Here is a 16,883-nt window from a genome sequence, read left to right on the forward strand (position 1 = left end):
GCGACCCGTTCCTCACGGGAGCCAGTTGCTACTGAACTCTAGAGGACTTTGCGACACGACCAAAAAATGGATACAGTACAATCCGGACAAGGCGGACGATGCATACCGTGCCTTCATTTCTTCGGGGCTCTCCAAGGCCTTCCCCGAAAACAAGGCCTACGAGTTCCACAAAGCGTTCGGTAAGGGCGACGACTACAAACGAGTTGTCACAGACGGTGGATCATCGTATGAAAAAGTCAGTGGTAATCTGAAAAAGATCAATAAGATAAATGAAGATAAGCTGAAAAAGCCACTTACAATATCTGATGTTGAAGAAGCATATGTTGGGACAAAAGGAACACAAATAGTCTTGCTCAATACAGGCAAATTCAAAGACACTACGAAACATCTAGAGACAGGACCAGGATATCGACACATCGTAGCTAAACATGCCGAGAGTGGAGCAGGAAGTTTCGATGAGATACCTACAACACCTGGAGAAGTTTCTGGAGGGACTAAGTTCCGAGATATGAATTCCGAAGAAATAAAAAAGGTGATAAAAATAACAGCACAAAAAGGATCAGTACCAAAGCCGAAAGAGGATCCGTATAAAATAATCTATGAGAGTGAAGAGCTGGAAAAGTATGGAATAGACAGGGTCAGGCTCATCCGAGATCCAGATAGTGGTGTGATTATTACGGCATTCCCAGAATCATTCGTATGAAATCAGTTGAGATATCTGTAGAATTCGATGAGAACCCAGTCAGTCAGGGGATGATCACTGGGAGAATTCAAGTAGTCGCAGACGAACAGATCCTAACTCGCCGTATTGACGAGCAGGGCGAACCCGTTACCGACAGCACGGTACCAGACGGTTACGTCGGAACACGTGTTTTATTTGATTTGCTCAATCTAACGAAGGTAGTAAGTTCACTGAAACACGGTAATGTCGGTCTCTACGAGCAATGCCGATCAGAATTTACTGGGGAACGATTCGACTTGGTATTCGAACGACTGTCGGATCACGCTGTCCGGGTCTGTTATCAAGATCGAACCACGAAGTCCAAATCGGTTGAGTATCCAGCACCACCTGCTGAGGTAGCCTTGGGTGCTTCTGTTGAACTTGATAAGCTCTGCGATCAGGTGATCACATGCGATGAACAACTTCTCAAGTTTGCAAGGGAGGCTAATTTGAATGTTGAAGACCCACCACTCGCCGCCATCTCGGATATTGTGAGTGAGTTGCAGAAATTACAGGAGGATTACGATGGATTCCCACAGTGATTCAGTTCTCCACCTAAGCCTTCACTGAGGAGTTCTTGGAGTTTATAGCCGTTAGTGCCGATAATCTCTTGTGTCCTCGAACCCTCTATACAGACAATTAACCCATGAAGGAATCGATAAAAATCGACATATTATGTCTTGAGGTTCATGCTGGGTCACTAATCGAGAGCCTGGCCAATATAGTGCAGGAGAATGAAGAATATAAACTCCAAAAAAGGAGAAACGATATCACTGGAACTCCCAGACTGCTCTTTTCCCGTGATGGATTTAATATTGAATTCCGGTCCCCAAGGTCTGGAGAGAGCACTGGGAGGTTCCGCGTGCAAGCAGGACGAATTAACGAAAAGACAGATCTAACGGATATTCCGAATCTCAGGGAGATGATCAATGCCTTTGTCGACCTATACACAGCTATCGATGGGTCCCCAGTCATGGGCTTTGGTATCGCCCCAAGTCAGCCAGTTGCAGTACCGCTACCGGAGGGCGACTACCCGTCGTCACCACGGCGGTTCATCAACTGGCTTGATCTGTATCCACCCGAAGAAGTCGAACGGATCGGACGCCAAACACTCTTGTCGACGCCTGCACCTGAAGTTGAGGAACTCGATGACGGCAGCATCCTAGTCGTCTCGAAGCATCCGTTTTCCGACGATCCGATCGAAGACATCGCAAATCACATCGGCATTCATTTCTGGGGCCAAGATCCAGGACTGGTCCGGTAACCGGGAACCGCGACACGGTCCAATCTGCTCGTAGTGGCCTTCTGTTTCTGCTATTGGCCGAGAATACTGATCTCGATCTTGGCCTGCTGTGCGTCCCGGTGATCGCCGCCACCGTGCCAGTCCAGCTTCGGCAACCGCGATGAGTGCCGCATCTCCCACTGTAGGACTTCTACACCGCGCCCACGAACCCGATACACAGCAAAGACGTACCAGCCGTTCGCGGCCCGGAGCTGCTCGTGGTACTGATCGTAGAGTTTGAACGTGCCGGGCTGGCCGTCGGCGTGACGGTGCATCGCGGCCTTGATCTCGACCGGTGTGCCGTCCGGCCGCTTCGCGTCGTGCCAGCTACACCGATCGAGTTCCAGTCCGTACCGCTCGACGGCCTGGCGCTCGACGAGCGTCCCGTAGTGATTCGCCCTGTGGGATCGACTCATCGCGATCGCGCCTCGCGTGCGTCATATATAGATACTCCTCCGGGTTGGTGCCGGCCGTTGCCCATGGCTCGCGTGCGCTCGCAGGCAGCGAGCGCGCCATGGGCCAACAGTAGGGGTACGCCGGGGGGTTGGTTGTTGTTGGTTTGCCCGAATCCCGTCGCCATCATGCGGTTAGTCCTTCGACTTCGCCAACCACGTTTCGGTACTCGCCGTCGTGTCGATATTCGTTCCAGCGTTGTCGGACCCATTCGGCGCTGTAGGGCACGAAATCGGCCACTTCGTGGTTTGGTTGCTCCGGGTTCGCCTCCTTCGCGGTGATGACCGTGTAGACTGCGAGCTTCCGTGAGAGGGCTTCAGGATCGACTTCGTCGCCGTCGTCCTCGCCGCCGGACCAGGACCACGTCGTCGGTTCCTTGTCGTCGTAGCGCCAGTCCGTCTCGGGGATCCCCGAGACAGAGAGGATGGGATTCACGCCGGAGCGCCCCTTCACGTCTTCGTAGAAGGTCGCTTCCTTCAGCCCCTCCTTGTGGACACAGGTCGCCAGCTCACGAACGAGCGGGTGGACGTCCCGACCGTCGTGGCCGATGACGATCAACGACCCGCCGTACTTCCGAATCTTGTACGTCAGCGGCCCCAGCTTCGTCTTCGTGTCGTAGCCGTCTTTCCCACCACCGCCAGCGTTCGAAGAGGCTTCGTCGAAGATGAACAGCTTCCGGGCCTGTTCGTTGTGCATCGGATCGCCGTCTTGCTTGAGCCACTCGTTCAGTTCGCCGTAGTTGGCGAGCCAGCCGTCACGACGGTCGCCGTCGTCGCCGGTCCAGGTGTCGGTCTCTTCGAGGGTGCGGATGTTCGAAGCGACCAGCCCATCCGGGTGCTGTTCCTTCCAGAGTTGCCCGAGCAGACAGGCGAAGTTCGACTTCCCCGTACCGGGTTCGGCCCACTCGTAGAACATCGGTGCGGGACCGGTCATCTGAGCGCGTAGCTGGTCGATCGCTTTGATACCGGAGATGTCGGCCCGCTGGCCCGCGTCGCCAGTGAAGTGCTTGAGCGACTGCATGTCGCCGTTCTCAAGGGCACGACGAGCGGTCTCGGTGCCCTCGATCCGAACGATGTCGCGGACGTGCTAGAGGTCCTTGGCCTGGCCGGGCATCTTCGCGGGGTTGTCGGCATTTTGTGGGTCGTAGTGCGTTTCGAGGATCGCGAGGTACCGCGACAGCTTTTCGTCGCGGACGATCCCGGCGTGCGCGTGTGCTTCGTCGGGATCGCGCTGGCCGTAGCCGTCCTGGTACTCGCGGAACTGTGCCGGGGTGTAGAGGTCGCTGTTGTCCTCAGTCATCGTTCATCTGGGGGGTCTGTTGGTCGGGAGTCGATACGTCGGTCGGCCCATCGCCCACGGCGGCGTCAGCAGTGGGATCGTGATCGTCGATCTCGTGGATGGTGGGGGCGTCGTCGAAGTCTTCGCCGTCCTCGACGAGGCTGCCGAAGGTGTCCTTGGCGGCGGTCTTCTGGATCATCTGGCCGCGTTCGTTGGCTTCGCTCTCGGCGGTGACGAGCTTCTTCTGGAGTTCCACGGCCCCGCGCGACCACCGGCCGCGGATGGCAGCGAGTTCTTCGGCGCGATCGATGAGCCAGCCGTGGATGTCTTCCATCTGCTTCTTGGAGGTCATGAGCTGGGTGTCCTGACACCCTTCGAGCCACACACCGCGAACGCGCACCTGCTCGATGTCGTCGAGGTACTCGTACTCGCGGACGGCCCACGCGCTGCCGCCGTTGATCGGGTAGGGATCGGGGCCGACGATCTCCTTCTCGCGCCAGAGTTCCGGCGGGACGTAGTGCTTCTGGACGGTGTCTTCAGCAGCGTTGACGTGGTGAACCTCGATCCAGTTGCGGTTGCGAAGCCAGCGGGCGATCTTCGCGCCCACGAGGTAGCAGGGAACACCGAGCAAGAGCCAGCCGACGAGGACACCAGCGATCCAGGCGGGTGGTGTCGGGAGCTGTGGCTGGTAGTAGATCACCAGTCCGAACGCACCGAGGATCATGCCCGAGACCAGTAGCTTGTACTCGCCGAGGAGCCAGGTGAGCCGGTCGCGGTTCGTCTGGAACGTCGGCGTGGGCATCAGGCCACCTCCGGACGACCGTTCTCGCGACGGATCACGTTGTAGCCGGCGATCGCCATCCAGACGAACGCGATGGCCGCGCCAGCGAGCCACGCTTGCAGCGACGACAGTGCGCGGAGGATGTCGAGCCCACCGCCGGAGGGCTGCTTGACGATCTCGGAGTAGAGGCGTGTGTTCTCGGTGGAGATGGCGACGCCGACGTAGCCGTCGACTTCGGTGACCGGCACTTCGATCGTCGCTGTTTCACCCGCGCGGAACGGCTCGACGGTGACCGGCACCTTCCCGCCCTGGCGGAACTGCCCACCGTCGGAGAAGGTGAGCGTCTGGACTGTCTTCGAGCGGATCGTCAGCAGCGCGACGCTCTCGTTGGCCCGGTATTCGGCGTCGACCAGCACGGTGTTCTCGTCGATCCGCGTGGTGTCGGTCGGGTCGGTGTCCGAGCCCTGGGCGGTGGGCTCGGAGTTCGGAATATCGGTCGTGTTGGCGACGCTGTCAGCCGTCGGCCTTGCCCCGACTGGAGCGACGACGGCGAGCGATACGACTGCCAGCATGACGAGTGTCAGAAAGCGCATGGTGGTGAGTTAGGAGTTGCCCAGCAGTGCGGCACCGGCCAGCGCGGCCAGTGCGAGCAGTGCAACGGTCTGGTCGATCGAGCCGCCGCCGAGGAAGCCACCACCGCCACCGCCGCCGAGATCCTGTTCGCGAGCTTCCCACTGTGCCCGCTCGTAGGCCAGGTTCTCGTACAGTTTGGTGAGCTGGGTGGTGTTCACGTCGGCGGTCTCGTAGGTCGTTTTCTCGATGGTGACGTTCTGTCGACGCTCCCCGTCAGTGGTCTCGATCGAGGAGATCGTGAAGTTGGTCGTCAACTCGTGGATCTCGGAGTCTGTGACGACGTACTGGGTGCCGTCGATCTTTGACGGATCATAGGTCGTGTTCGTCTCGAACTGACCGCTGGCGGGGTTCGTCTGGGACATCAGCACCCCGGTGTGATCGGTCCCCCCAGCCGTCGAGATGTCGAATCGGCCAATCGAGTCCATCGCCTCGGGCGAGTTCGTCCCGAGCATGGTCAGCTGGGCGGCGGCCCAGCCCTGGTATTCGTCGCCGGGGCTGAACTCCTGACTGAAGACGTAGGGGTCGACGAGATCGCTGTTGTTGATCTCGCCGGCTTGGTAGGCGTCGTACGTGTTTGTGGCGAGCGTGTCCATGTCATTCTGGACCTGCGTGTTCTGGGACTGGATCTCCGACCACTTCTCAGCGAACGGCTCGAACCGAACCGTGTCGGTTGGTTCGTAGTTCGAGTTCGGAGCGGGCGTCTCGAACCCGTACGCCTTGACGTAGCCGCTACCTTCGTAGGTAGTCGTGTTGACCATCCCAGTAGTGACCCCAACGTACTCCTTGTTACCGTAGTTCGTGTAGTCAGATGTGGTCTTGTACAGCCGCATTTGGAGCATGTACTGACTGGAGGTCATGCTGGTCCCGTTGACGAGCGTGACCGACTCAGTAGACTGGTCAACACTTCTGGCCATGACCTCGTGTTTGTACGCAGTGTCGCTCGTCCAGTCAGTGTAGTTCAGATTCATCGGGTAATTGGCCGGAACATCAGACTCGCTTGCAGCAGTCTCATTAAGATATTGGGCGTTCGCAGCCTGTTGATTCCATTTTTTGATGAGATTCGCCTGCATGACTGCGTAGTAGTTGGCCACAGCGTCTTTCGCGGCAGTCTTCGCGGCGGCCTCGCTACTGCCGTTGTTCAGGGCCCGGATGTAGGCGTTCTTACCGATAATCCGGGCCTGCGTCTTTGTTCCTTCGAGTTTGTTGTCTATCGTCGTCTGGTAGATCTCGCTCGACGCCTTTTCGTTCTGAGCAGACTGATAGATGTCGAGTTTGACCTGTTCAGCGTCTGCGTTCGTCGTGTTCACCTCCGTGCTGCCGGGGAGCGTCTGGCAGTCAACAACCTCGACGTATGGGTTAGTCAGCGAGTTGATCCGCTCGCCAGTGCCACACGTCAGGTCGCGGTCGCCGCCGGTCGAGCCGATCACGTAGCTGATATCGAACCCCTTGTCAGATCCGTCGCTGAAAGTGGGCTCACCGGTGGCACTGTCGGCCAGCGTGACCGTCGCCGTCACGGATTCATAGGCGCGCTGGTTGTTGAACTGGATGTACTTCTCCGCGCCGGGGCCGACTTGCTCGCGCACCAGCGTGACGTTACTGCCGTCGGGGCCGTCGGTCGTGGAGATCTCGACTTCGAACTGTCCGTCGATGTTGGCCTGATTGACGACGACGCGATCTGGATGGCCGGTGATCGTCTTGGTGAACGTGTTGCTGTCCGTCTGACCGAGCGCGAGCCCGGCGGGGGCGATCGCCGAGGAGACGAGCAGGACGGCGATGAGGACCGCGCCGCGGTTCATGGCTCGCCTCCGTCGGTGGCGACAGCGGTCTCGCCGACGGCATCGCGCACGTCCTGGTCGGTCGCGTCTTCGAGCTGGTCGTCGTCGGAGTCGTTGGTTCGGACGTGGTGGGCGGCGACGACGGCGGCGGCGAAGATCGTCGGAACGACGACGGGGAACGGCTGGCCGACGAGAGCTGAAGCGATCGTCGAGGCGGACACGCCGATGGTGCCGAGCAGGCCGTAGCCGAGGAGAGTATCGAGTTGCACGAGGATCACCCGAGGTAGCTGATGACGTAGTAGCCCGACGCCTCGACGGCGACGACGACCAGCCCGAATGCAGCGGTACCGGCGATGACTTCCTGGGCACCGAGGATGTTCAGCCCCGTGACCAGGACGAGGATCGCCGTGCCCACCGCGAGGTACGTCTCGACCGGCGCTTCACCGCGGACGATGTTCGCGAGGTCAGTGTCCACTTCGTAGGACGTACTCTTGCTCTCGTTGACGCGGTTCGTCGCGTACGCGCCGACGAGGGCGACGAGCGTCAGCAGGAACGCGAAGGTGATGTCCGTCCCCTGGACGGTCCACACCGCCGCGCCCAGGTCGTTTCCGAGGATACTAATATTCGCGATACCGTTCGTCTCGAACGCGCTCCCGGCGAATACCGTGCCGAACAGCGCGTCTTCGATGTCGATCTTTCCGTACATAGTCGAGTTCGGCCGCGATTGCGACCGATGCCCGACCCCGTTCGTCTGACCGCAATAGTTCTCAGGGAAATGGGGGGTCTGGGGCGACGGCGTATATACGCGGAGTGGACGACCCCAACCTATTTGATGGGTAGACGAAACCCAGCCGGTAGTGATGCAGAAACTACGGAACATGGACGGTACCGGCAGCGTAACGATTCCGAAGGACGATCTCGACCGCGACGGGCTCGTCGACGACGACGGTGACCTTCCCGACGACCAGCACGTCGTCGTCGATCGCCTCGACGAAGGCTGCTACGCTGTCCGGTTCGTCGACAGTGGCGACGTGCCCGAGCTGGCCGAGTGCGAAGCTATCGAGCGGATTGCCGCGCAAAGGATGTTACAACAGGATGCGCTCGGTAGCGTTCGAGCTGATTGAGCTACTCTCCGCCGACTCGAACCGTCGACTCTGTTTCTACTGGCATCGACCGCGTGGATAGTCGTTCCGCCACCTCTTCGAGAACGTCGTCGCCGACGTGGCGGGCGAGGTAGGTCATCGCCTCGCGCTTGCCCTGCTTGTCGCGACGGGCGTGTTCGCACGCGGCGATGACCGCTCCGGTGTTGTTGCCCACGTCGAAGACATCCTTCGCGCGCTGGATCGCCTCGTACCGGTGGCCGTAATTGTCGTCTGGATCGGTTCGGATTCGGACCTGACTGGGGATCTGGTCTCCCATACTCGTGGCCACGACCCCCAGAATCCTAGTTTTGTCGGCCCACTCAAAGCAGAGTGGTATATAAAGAGCGACGGAATAGAGGAGGTTTGGCTGGTGAACTGGACGTGATCGGGGCGGCTCGGTGGGTCGTCATCCAGCACAGTGGCCACGGCTCGATACCGGTTCGTGGCCACTGGCCGGAATCGTCTTTTCTCGACGTGCGACCCCTGGGGGTTGGTGGTTGAACTCTCCATATAGCTTGAGCGTGTCTCAGGATTCTTCATCATAGTGCTCGCCGAATACCTGATCAAGAACTATATCTGAAAGTGACAAGAATATGAATATCGTTGATGTAGCAATTAACAAAGGGGGCCAGATTGACGAGCTGTCGAGAAAGTATAATAATTCAAGAATGCTATTGACAAATAGACCTACCCACCCAATCAGAACTACTAATGAGATCACAAGACCGACACCATCTAACGTGTTTGAATCTTCAGAATTATTATCTAGACTCTTATTGAAGGATGTGAAATTAACACTTGACAAAATATTGTACCCTATCGCACTAAACAGTAGGGCAAAAAGGCTGAGAGATATGAGCAGAATACCTGGGGTCTTAGTTTGCCAATACACGAAAAAATAATTAATAGAGGGCAAGAAGGCAAAAGCTGCTACTTCCTCATCGAGAAGCTGAATTGAATCTGCAACTATAGACATATCAGGTCACGAATGGCTCAAACATAACAATAATTTGATCAATACCTGGGTTTCGTCTCGTGCGCATTTTCCCATCAAAATCAGATTCGATCTCATTTCGGACTTCTATGATGGTATTATGTGTGTTTTCTCCCTTCCCACAAAGTTCAACGAATCCGGGCGACTCCTCCCACTCATGAATAACATCTAATTTGTCCCTCAAATCTCCACAAATCTTGTCAGTTGACCGTCCACGAGATCTAACAAACACAGCAAACGGGTTCTGGTCCACATATTTAGAAAATACGTCTTTGAATTCGTCCTTAGACCTTGTCCCATTTTCAACCATATCTGTGTACATATTGTCAAAGACATTCCCCTCATCCAAATATCCGGTTGAACAGAGAGAAATAAGGTTCTGGGCTTCATTTGGATCCCGTCCATTATTTGCATAATTGTCAGAGATTTCTCGACGCCACTGATAAACTGTTTGTTGATGAAGGTTCTCTTCTAACTCGAGTGCTCTAAGTATTAAGGCTTCTTCCAATACCGGGAGATAATGTGATGGAATCCGATCTTCCCACAGCCTGAACACTTCATCTACCAGTCCCTTGTCTTCATTCATTACCCTCGCGATCCCACGACGATGCTCTATTGCGAACCCGTTACAGCGCTTGTGGAGGGCTTGGAAAGTCTCTGAATGATTCTGCAGTACTACCTCTGGGATATTGTCTGTGTCAAATATTAATATGCGCTTATCCCCCTGTTTTTTAATTTCTGCATATTTTTCCTCTTGTAGATCCGCATCAAGGACATCGTCATAATTGCCGTTTTTTACAAGATCTATGAATTCTTTCTCTTCGCGAGCAATTGGTCCGTATTTCGTATCATCGGATTCGTTTATATAGTCTAAGGTACCTACAGCAAGTGCATACAATGCATCTCGGACATCGTCCATTATACAGAGTTAGTCTTCGCGGATATCGCGATCGCTCAGATGAGATACGATAGCAGAGAAGTCGTCTTCTACTGGTTCAACAGAACCATGACCAAGGTAGCCAATTTCATCAACAGTTAAAACATTTCCCTCATCGTTAGTGAGAATCTCCCCAGAATCAGCATCTTGCAGCTTCTCATCCTCGGTGACCTCCGCTCCCAGTACTGGAAGGAAGGACTCTAATTTTTCACGGGATATTGCAAGCTCTGTTGACATGACTTTGGATGCGTATTTTCTAGGGAGAAAGCCACGCTCAAAAGTGTACCGGTGATATAATCTGATTTGGTTGCGTGCAATTCCATCTGATGTACATGGCTAAAAAACACAATGGTGGGTATCCTAGTCTTTCACTCAACATTCTTTCCTATTCAACTCATCTGCTCCAAGCTCACCCGATAGGTAAGCCTGTCCACAGTCTGATATCCGATAATAACTCGCATCAATTTGTTCCACTAGACCTGCTTCCAGAAGTTTGTTGATCCGTCGAGATACCCAATTCCTAGTGTAGTCCAGATTCTTCGCAAGAACAGCTGGTGTCAAAATGAGATCTGATTCCTCCAGAAGTTCGAGGATTCGATCGTCTGTCTGATTCATCCAGTCTACCCGCGGGCGCATATCTCTGTCTTGGCGCTTATCGTATAACAAATGTCGAAAGTCTACTTCCCGACCTCTGTTTCGTGTTCGATAGTACACGGAACAGTGGGTAGTTCTAAGTACCCGGAAACTGACTGATGATGTAGCGGAAGCACGCCGCGGACCCGTCGGTCGTCGTCGGGTCCTGTTCGAGAACAGCGGACCCCGTGTTAGGGCCACGGGTCCGCGTGGGCTTCCGTGAGTAAGCACGAAAGCCATGATAGCAGATTCGTTCGGGGTACTTCAAAACCCCGTCCGGCGATTGTCGCACCGATCGAGAGACAGTTTTACTTTCACCCGTCGATTCGCCGATTTCTCAGGGACGGGTCGTCGAACTGACCACTTTCACTTTCACCGTGCGGATAAGACTCGCTCCTTTTACCATCCCCTTTGTCGGTTCCGAGTGGGTATGTTGGAGAAGAAGACCGTCCGGATAGAGAGTCGCAGCGACCGATGGCGATTCGTGTGTCCCCGCGGCCACCGGTCCTGGGAGCCGACGAATCACCACTTCTGGTGTGCGACCTGCGCGCGGACTGACGGCGTCGACGGGTCGTTTCACGAGCTGCGTGACCGGAAGACCGGCGAGCTACGCGAGCGCGAACACGTCCGGCTGGTGACGCCCACCGGGCCCTACGACCGCGATCTCGACGGGAGGACCGAGTGATGGCGCGCGAGATCGAGCGCGACGAGTCGCCCTGGTACTGCCCCGAGTGCGTGATCTGGGTGGGCTGGAAGCTCGACACCTGTAGCGAGGGGCACGACCGCCCGCGCCTGCCACTTCGGTACGTCGACGTGGAGTACGACGACGCTTGGAGAGTGGACCGACAGGACCAGCTACGCGGGAAAATCCGATCCCTCTGGGGGGTCGTTCGATGACCCGTGTCGCCGAAGTCGAGACTTGCCGGGAAGACGACTGTGAGCGAGATGTGTATCCCGGCTGGTCCCGCTGCGTGGGCTGTGGGCGGAAGCACCGGAGGGCCGCGTCATGAGCGACGACGGCGACGACGTTCGCGACATGCTCGAAGAGATCCGCGAGGCTGTCGACGACGACGCCGACCTGGAACCGACACCGCCCCGCGAAGCGTTCGATCTCTGGCTCCAGCAACTCGACCGCGCCGAGTCGACGATCGAATCCTACCAGTATCGAGTACGCCCGTTTCTGGAGTTCTGCGACGCGAACGGCATCGAAACGCTCGATCAGTTGACCACGCGAACGGTCAAAGAGTTCGAGGCCGAGCGTCGTGGCGATCTCCAGAAGCAGACACTCAACAACCAGTTCGGGACGATTCGGCAGTTCCTGGAGTACTGCCACGACCTGGAGGCGGTCACCGAAGACGTAGTGCGGGCGATCAACGTACCCGAGTTGACGAAGGAAGATCGGGTGAACACGGAGAAGCTCATCGCGGAGCGAGCGAAACCGACCCTCGAAAATCTGGAGAAGTACCGCTACGCGTCCCGCGATCACGTCCTGTTCCTGCTGCTGTGGCGGACCACCGCCCGAATCGGGACGCTACACTCCCTGGACCTGAAGGACGTCTACGTCGACGAGGAAGACCGCGAGCGGCTACGGGTCGAACTCGCCGAAGGCGGCCACTCGCCCGATGCTGTCGAGCAGATCTTAGAGGAAGCCGAGCTGCCGTTCATCTTCCCGCGGAATCGAGCGGATCAGGGAACGAATCTCAAGAACCGCGACGATGGGGAACGGGTCATCAACATCGCGGACCACGTGGCGGAGATCGTTCAGGACTACATCGAGGTGAACCGCTACGAGGTGACCGACGACGAGGGCCGTCACCCGCTGTTCACGACGCGGAAGGGTTCGGGACGGTTGGCTCGCTCGACGATGCGGAACTGGATCTACATCCTGACCCAGCCCTGTGAGTTCGGCGGCGAGTGTCCCCACGACCGTGATCCCGAGACCTGTGAGGCCCGCGAACACGGCAAAGGGTCGAAGTGTCCCAGTTCGCGGAGCCCGCACAAGATCCGCACGGGATCGATTACCTGGCACCGTGACAACGGCTGGCCGGTCGCGGATCTGGCAGACAAGGCCGACACTGGCGAGGATCTCATCAAGGGCGTCTACGACCAGCCCGAGGCCCTCGTTCGCGGCGCAGCGCGACGGCATCACCTCGACAAGCTCGACGATACTGACGAGTGAGACACATCAACATGATTTCAATCAGTCCCCGAAACCAGCAGACGACTCTCGGACGAGTAGTATCATTTATCCGGCCATCCACCTCGGCGGTCCCATACACCACCTTTTTACGCGTCGCCCTTCCTCGCGAGCCTCCGGCTCGCTGCGGTGAGGGCTCCTTGAAAAACGTGGGCGAAAAAGCTGCTGGCTCGCGGTGCTCGCCAGCAGTGAACCGCCTCGCTTCGCTCGGCGGATGCTCGACGCCACGGAGTCCTTCGAGGCGGGCGACGACGACAGAGAGTCGTCCGCCGACTGGGCGACGTGGAAGCTCGCGCTGTACTGGGCGACGAACCGGCGCTTCTGGTCCTGCTCTGATACGAATTATTGTAGCCGTTTTCCCGGTCGACCGCACCACGGTGTGCGGTCAATCCGGTAAAGATCTACGATAATCCGTATGAGTCGATCACGGACGGGATCGATCCGAACGACCACACGCAGGACCCCGGCGTACGGGAGACCGTCCGCTGGTGCTCGATCGACTCAGTACAGGCCGCGAGCGAGAGCGAGATACGCGACGACCTCGCGCGTCGGCAGTGGGACGACCTCGACGATCTCGACGCCGCCGTCGAGCGGGCAATCTCGGATGTGGAACAGCTGCAGGTGCGTTCAACGCTGCCCGAGGAAGCCACGGTTCGGTGTGTAGTGGACTACATCGGTGCGTACGCCTACTGGGATCTCCCCAGCAACGAGCTGGGTGACGGTCAGCAGGACCTCGAAGCCGTGGAGGACTGCGCCGACGATGGTGACGACGTGCCGGTCATAGATCGAGAGAAAGACCCGCCGGTTGTCGACGTGTGGTCGTAGCCTGGCTATATTTCTCCAGGTGGCCCTATCGATCCCAGATTCCAATTGAATCACTTTTGCCTGAGGAGAAGGAGTGTGACTAGGTCGTTGAGATTAGCATTGAGTCACTAATCGAATAGGTGTTCAAATCCGCTCTCGTACCTACACCCGTTGACCGAGGGCCGTTCTTGGACCCGCAGGAGGATGCTACCTGTGTCCAGCACATTAATGTCGTAAACAGGCGCTTGAAGCACGTGTTCTCGTCCGCCACAGTAGTCGATCCAGGGCTCGCTCAGTAGAAGCAGCCACGGCAGTGCGTTCATGTCGTGTTCTGACGGGGTGGTCGCCTCCGGTATCATGTCAGTCCTGCCGTGGTCATTCCACAGCACGAGCGACGCGACATCGGGGTCGATTGCTTCCGAGAGGCCAACAAATGCATCGTATAGTTTCTCCGTTCGTCTGGCGACGACATCGTCGCCACTGGTTTCGGGATCGAAGAGGTGTGCGCTCAGTCCGCCTAGACCGACGGGCATAGAGCAATCACCGAACTCGGCACTAGACCGGTGCGTGACTCTGAGCCTGCCCGAATCGAACTCGTAGTGAATATCCCCGGATTTCGCTTCGTAGAGCCGCTGGGTAAATTCGGAAACAGTGTCCTGGTTGCGCCCGCTCGATGAGTACCCATCCTCGTTGGCTGTAATCTCGTAGGTTATCATGCCTTCCCGGTCCGAAGTGGATTTGAGGCCGACCGAGGTCAGAGCCTCGTGAGCGGCAGCTACCGTCGTATCGTCCCAAGAATCTCTAAGCATCATCCCGATCAGAAAGACATCGACACCCATAGTGTGTGAGAGGTATCCGCACAGTGAAGTCAAAGTCGTTTTGATAATGTCGGTTATCAGTGTCCGCACATAGAAGGCTACGGCAGTCAACCGGGGTGCATTCAATGGACCCACAATCTCGACGCCGCCGTAGAGCGGGTGATTTCGGACGTGGAACAGACGCAGGTGCGTTCAACGCTGCCCGAGGAGGCCACATTCCGCTGTGTCGTCGACTACATCGGTGCATATGCGTACTGGGACCTCCCCAGCGACGAGCTGGACGACGGTCACCAGGATCTCGAAGCCGTCGAAGACTGCGCCGACGACGTCGAGGATTTGGTCGTGTCGCAAAGCGGTCTAGAGTTTGGTCGGTGGTGATGATGCTGGTAATCTCGTCTCAAAACGGCTGTCCAGAGGTACCTATAGTACGATATTAGAACTGTCAGATGCGAACCAGCGGATAGTTCGAGATATCGTTATCGATGGTGAAATAAATGGAAAGTCAAGATTCGTGGAAGATGGATTAGATGGTGATAATGTCGTCAATATAGCTAAAAAGATGGAAGCCGGTGAGTACGACAACAGCTACAATCCCAGCATGAATGATATCCGCGTGATTGCTGAGACGAACGATCAACGGACGGTCTTCGTCACGAAACAACGGATCGATCATGCGGTTGAAAGACACGTTCTCGGCGAAGATATCAGCGCAGCGGATCGGACTACATTCTACCCCACAGGGAACCGGATTAGTAAGGAGGGTATCCCGGATGCACAACTACCAGCCAGAATGACCACCTCGAACAAGCAGATAAGGAATACTATGAAAGACCTGTCGTATAGAACAATACGCAAGGGTAGCGACAGTGGAAGTAAAATCACTTATAAAGAAACCACACAGCAAGGAATAAAGACGGTCCAAGTTGGAACCAGTGGTGAAAATGTCAAAACAGTATTCCCGACGGAAGATCCATCTGTAAGGCGTTGGAACGGAAACGAATGGGAAAAATGGACCAAAAATGGCTGGGTAGAGTGGAAAATCACGGAGAGTAGCAGCATGACTTTCGAGATTCATATTGAGGGAAAAGAGAATATAGACAGGCAGATAGATGGTGAAGAGATGGCCTTCTGCTACCCTAGCTATGAGTTTGTTGATGTTTCTCGAGATGATGGGGTCGAAATTGAAGCAAGTGATGAAACCACAGCGTATCAATTTTTCCGCCAGTTCTTGTCTGTCTTTTACTCGATCGCTGGCAATTATCCTTCCGAACTATCCAATCCGAAGAGAATCACAGTCAAACATGATGGGTGCTCAAAAGAATACAGCCATCTTTCAATTATCGTCAGAAGACGTGGTGACAACCTTGAGGTTGGAGTCTTTGATGGAATGTTAGACTCTAGTGATATCAAGATTGAATGGGATGAGAAAGAATTGGAGGCAACGACAGAGGTAGATCTTCTCTCATTTATGCAGGAGGTTATAGACGAATCTACAGATTATATTGAAAAAATAGAACCCAAAAAGCCAGACGGGATCTCAAAAAAGAGAATTTTAGACTTATTTGAAACAGCAGAACAAATCTATGAGCATACAAAAACAGAAGTGTCGAAAGCTACGAAATAGACCCTACAAGTGACAAAGTGAGGGAGTATTTGTACGAAGAGGCGTACGATCAAAAGTCTTTTTCCCAATTCTTAGTTTCGACCAATATTATTTATGACGAAATTGATAGGATACAGCAAGAGAACGCAGTCGAAGAGAAATACGAAACACTGCTCTCACATGACTCGGATCTGATCCGGCAGGCAACGGCGGAAGCACTGATGGAAATGCCGGACGTCCGGGCAGTTGAGGCGCTACTCACGCAGCGATGGAAAGACGAACCCGACCTGATGCCGGTAGTGTTCGAGGCAGCAGTCGAGTGCGACGGTGAGACCGTTCGAGACGCTCTCATTGAGACATTGGACTTCTCGAACTACCCTGAGATCCGTGAAGCCGCCGTGGTTCAATTACAACACTATTCAGGTGATGACGTGGTTGCAGCCCTCGAAGAGACTGTAGCAAATGATAGTGCCGAGACGGTTCAGACTGCCGCCCGGGAAATACTTGGGATGGTCGAAGAGTAGTTATTAATGGCTGTGTTGAATCGCCATAAGGCAGTGGAATTCACTGTGTGACGGCTCGCTTGATGTTGTAGACGACACACATCAGGGCGATTTCTCGGAACTCACGGAACCAGGAACGCGCTCGCACGGCGAAGCCGAGCGAGCGCTTGACAGCCGAGTTCACTGTCTCGGTCATAGAGCGCTGATTGTAGCGCTGTTTGTCGATTCTGGCGTTGTGCGCGTGGTCGTACGGGGCGAAGATGCGATGCTTGATGAGCGGTCTGATGTCGATCTCACGCAGTGCTTCGCGGAGCGACTGCTTGTCATAG

24 protein-coding genes and 1 pseudogene are annotated in these 16,883 nt (G+C 55.8%); 11 read left to right on the top strand and 14 right to left on the bottom strand.

The window, feature by feature from the left end:
- Positions 1-25 precede the first annotated feature (25 nt).
- The 3 genes from IL252_RS15740 to IL252_RS15750 all read left to right on the top strand — a co-directional run bounded on the left by IL252_RS15740 (position 26) and on the right by IL252_RS15750 (position 1,985).
- On the top strand, positions 26-703 hold the full coding sequence (locus IL252_RS15740; protein ID WP_208628788.1) for a hypothetical protein: 678 nt from the start codon (positions 26-28) through the stop codon (positions 701-703).
- Positions 700-1,263, top strand: coding sequence for a hypothetical protein (locus IL252_RS15745; protein ID WP_208628789.1), 564 nt, complete (start codon positions 700-702; stop codon positions 1,261-1,263). The genes IL252_RS15740 and IL252_RS15745 overlap by 4 nt, the downstream gene beginning before the upstream one ends.
- A gap of 104 nt (positions 1,264-1,367) precedes the next feature.
- Positions 1,368-1,985 carry a hypothetical protein gene (locus IL252_RS15750; protein WP_208628790.1) on the top strand — a complete coding sequence of 206 codons (618 nt, stop codon included), beginning with the start codon at positions 1,368-1,370 and terminating at the stop codon, positions 1,983-1,985.
- A 50-nt stretch (positions 1,986-2,035) separates the two neighbouring features.
- Here the strand turns inward: IL252_RS15750 and IL252_RS15755 are convergent, their stop codons facing one another.
- From IL252_RS15755 to IL252_RS15785, 7 genes and pseudogenes are all read right to left on the bottom strand, one after another.
- Positions 2,036-2,419 carry a hypothetical protein gene (locus IL252_RS15755; RefSeq protein WP_208628791.1) on the bottom strand — a complete coding sequence of 128 codons (384 nt, stop codon included), beginning with the start codon at positions 2,417-2,419 and terminating at the stop codon, positions 2,036-2,038.
- 163 nt (positions 2,420-2,582) lie between these two features.
- A pseudogene (locus IL252_RS15760) lies at positions 2,583-3,755 on the bottom strand (hypothetical protein).
- On the bottom strand, positions 3,748-4,536 hold the full coding sequence (locus IL252_RS15765; protein ID WP_208628792.1) for a hypothetical protein: 789 nt from the start codon (positions 4,534-4,536) through the stop codon (positions 3,748-3,750). Before IL252_RS15765 ends, IL252_RS15760 begins: the two are co-directional and overlap by 8 nt.
- Complete coding sequence (locus tag IL252_RS15770; RefSeq protein WP_208628793.1) at positions 4,536-5,108, bottom strand: hypothetical protein; 573 nt, start codon at positions 5,106-5,108, stop codon at positions 4,536-4,538. The genes IL252_RS15765 and IL252_RS15770 overlap by 1 nt, the downstream gene beginning before the upstream one ends.
- Positions 5,109-5,117: 9 nt before the next feature.
- The gene (locus IL252_RS17650; protein WP_244257269.1) at positions 5,118-6,944 is read right to left on the bottom strand and encodes a hypothetical protein; all 1,827 of its coding nucleotides are present in this window, start codon (positions 6,942-6,944) and stop codon (positions 5,118-5,120) included.
- On the bottom strand, positions 6,941-7,201 hold the full coding sequence (locus IL252_RS15780; RefSeq protein ID WP_208628794.1) for a hypothetical protein: 261 nt from the start codon (positions 7,199-7,201) through the stop codon (positions 6,941-6,943). The genes IL252_RS17650 and IL252_RS15780 overlap by 4 nt, the downstream gene beginning before the upstream one ends.
- Positions 7,198-7,629: a hypothetical protein gene (locus IL252_RS15785; RefSeq protein WP_208628795.1), complete on the bottom strand. Its 432-nt coding sequence runs from the start codon at positions 7,627-7,629 to the stop codon at positions 7,198-7,200. The genes IL252_RS15780 and IL252_RS15785 overlap by 4 nt, the downstream gene beginning before the upstream one ends.
- A 154-nt stretch (positions 7,630-7,783) precedes the next feature.
- Here IL252_RS15785 and IL252_RS15790 point away from each other — a divergent pair, with 154 nt between their 5' ends.
- On the top strand, positions 7,784-8,047 hold the full coding sequence (locus tag IL252_RS15790) for a hypothetical protein (RefSeq protein WP_208628796.1): 264 nt from the start codon (positions 7,784-7,786) through the stop codon (positions 8,045-8,047).
- A gap of 1 nt (position 8,048) precedes the next feature.
- Here IL252_RS15790 and IL252_RS15795 read toward each other — a convergent pair whose 3' ends face one another.
- The 5 genes from IL252_RS15795 to IL252_RS17845 all read right to left on the bottom strand — a co-directional run bounded on the left by IL252_RS15795 (position 8,049) and on the right by IL252_RS17845 (position 10,632).
- Complete coding sequence (locus IL252_RS15795) at positions 8,049-8,342, bottom strand: hypothetical protein (RefSeq protein WP_208628797.1); 294 nt, start codon at positions 8,340-8,342, stop codon at positions 8,049-8,051.
- Positions 8,343-8,591: 249 nt separating this feature from the next.
- Positions 8,592-9,041, bottom strand: a complete 450-nt coding sequence (locus tag IL252_RS15800; RefSeq protein WP_208628798.1) for a hypothetical protein — start codon at positions 9,039-9,041, stop codon at positions 8,592-8,594.
- A 1-nt stretch (position 9,042) separates the two neighbouring features.
- On the bottom strand, positions 9,043-9,978 hold the full coding sequence (locus IL252_RS15805) for a hypothetical protein (protein ID WP_208628799.1): 936 nt from the start codon (positions 9,976-9,978) through the stop codon (positions 9,043-9,045).
- Positions 9,979-9,987: 9 nt separating this feature from the next.
- On the bottom strand, positions 9,988-10,233 hold the full coding sequence (locus IL252_RS15810) for a hypothetical protein (RefSeq protein ID WP_208628800.1): 246 nt from the start codon (positions 10,231-10,233) through the stop codon (positions 9,988-9,990).
- Between the two features lie 135 nt (positions 10,234-10,368).
- Positions 10,369-10,632, bottom strand: a complete 264-nt coding sequence (locus tag IL252_RS17845; protein WP_208628801.1) for a winged helix-turn-helix domain-containing protein — start codon at positions 10,630-10,632, stop codon at positions 10,369-10,371.
- A gap of 427 nt (positions 10,633-11,059) precedes the next feature.
- Between IL252_RS17845 and IL252_RS15820 the strand changes: the two genes are divergently transcribed.
- The 4 genes from IL252_RS15820 (at position 11,060) to IL252_RS17655 (ending at position 13,651) form a co-directional block, all read left to right on the top strand.
- On the top strand, positions 11,060-11,314 hold the full coding sequence (locus IL252_RS15820) for a hypothetical protein (protein ID WP_170093763.1): 255 nt from the start codon (positions 11,060-11,062) through the stop codon (positions 11,312-11,314).
- Positions 11,314-11,526, top strand: a complete 213-nt coding sequence (locus IL252_RS15825; RefSeq protein ID WP_208628802.1) for a hypothetical protein — start codon at positions 11,314-11,316, stop codon at positions 11,524-11,526. Before IL252_RS15820 ends, IL252_RS15825 begins: the two co-directional genes overlap by 1 nt.
- Before the next feature lie 109 nt (positions 11,527-11,635).
- Positions 11,636-12,808 (top strand): site-specific integrase, encoded by a 1,173-nt coding sequence (locus tag IL252_RS15830; RefSeq protein ID WP_208628803.1) that lies wholly within the window; start codon positions 11,636-11,638, stop codon positions 12,806-12,808.
- A 624-nt stretch (positions 12,809-13,432) separates the two neighbouring features.
- On the top strand, positions 13,433-13,651 hold the full coding sequence (locus IL252_RS17655; protein WP_244257274.1) for a hypothetical protein: 219 nt from the start codon (positions 13,433-13,435) through the stop codon (positions 13,649-13,651).
- 107 nt (positions 13,652-13,758) lie between these two features.
- Here the strand turns inward: IL252_RS17655 and IL252_RS15840 are convergent, their stop codons facing one another.
- The gene (locus IL252_RS15840) at positions 13,759-14,469 is read right to left on the bottom strand and encodes a hypothetical protein (protein WP_208628804.1); all 711 of its coding nucleotides are present in this window, start codon (positions 14,467-14,469) and stop codon (positions 13,759-13,761) included.
- Between the two features lie 150 nt (positions 14,470-14,619).
- Here IL252_RS15840 and IL252_RS15845 point away from each other — a divergent pair, with 150 nt between their 5' ends.
- The 3 genes from IL252_RS15845 to IL252_RS15855 are packed head-to-tail and all read left to right on the top strand — an operon-like array spanning position 14,620 to position 16,575.
- On the top strand, positions 14,620-14,826 hold the full coding sequence (locus IL252_RS15845; protein ID WP_244257276.1) for a hypothetical protein: 207 nt from the start codon (positions 14,620-14,622) through the stop codon (positions 14,824-14,826).
- Positions 14,813-16,072 (top strand): hypothetical protein, encoded by a 1,260-nt coding sequence (locus IL252_RS15850; protein WP_208628805.1) that lies wholly within the window; start codon positions 14,813-14,815, stop codon positions 16,070-16,072. The genes IL252_RS15845 and IL252_RS15850 overlap by 14 nt, the downstream gene beginning before the upstream one ends.
- A gap of 29 nt (positions 16,073-16,101) precedes the next feature.
- Positions 16,102-16,575, top strand: a complete 474-nt coding sequence (locus tag IL252_RS15855; protein ID WP_208628806.1) for a HEAT repeat domain-containing protein — start codon at positions 16,102-16,104, stop codon at positions 16,573-16,575.
- 40 nt (positions 16,576-16,615) lie between these two features.
- On the opposite strand, the gene IL252_RS15860 is transcribed toward IL252_RS15855, so the two are convergent.
- Positions 16,616-16,883 (bottom strand): transposase (locus IL252_RS15860; protein WP_208628807.1); only part of this gene is annotated, 268 nt, incomplete at its 5' end.

Origin of the sequence: Halomicrobium sp. IBSBa (genome assembly GCF_017612575.1) — an archaeon.
Classification (GTDB): domain Archaea; phylum Halobacteriota; class Halobacteria; order Halobacteriales; family Haloarculaceae; genus Halomicrobium.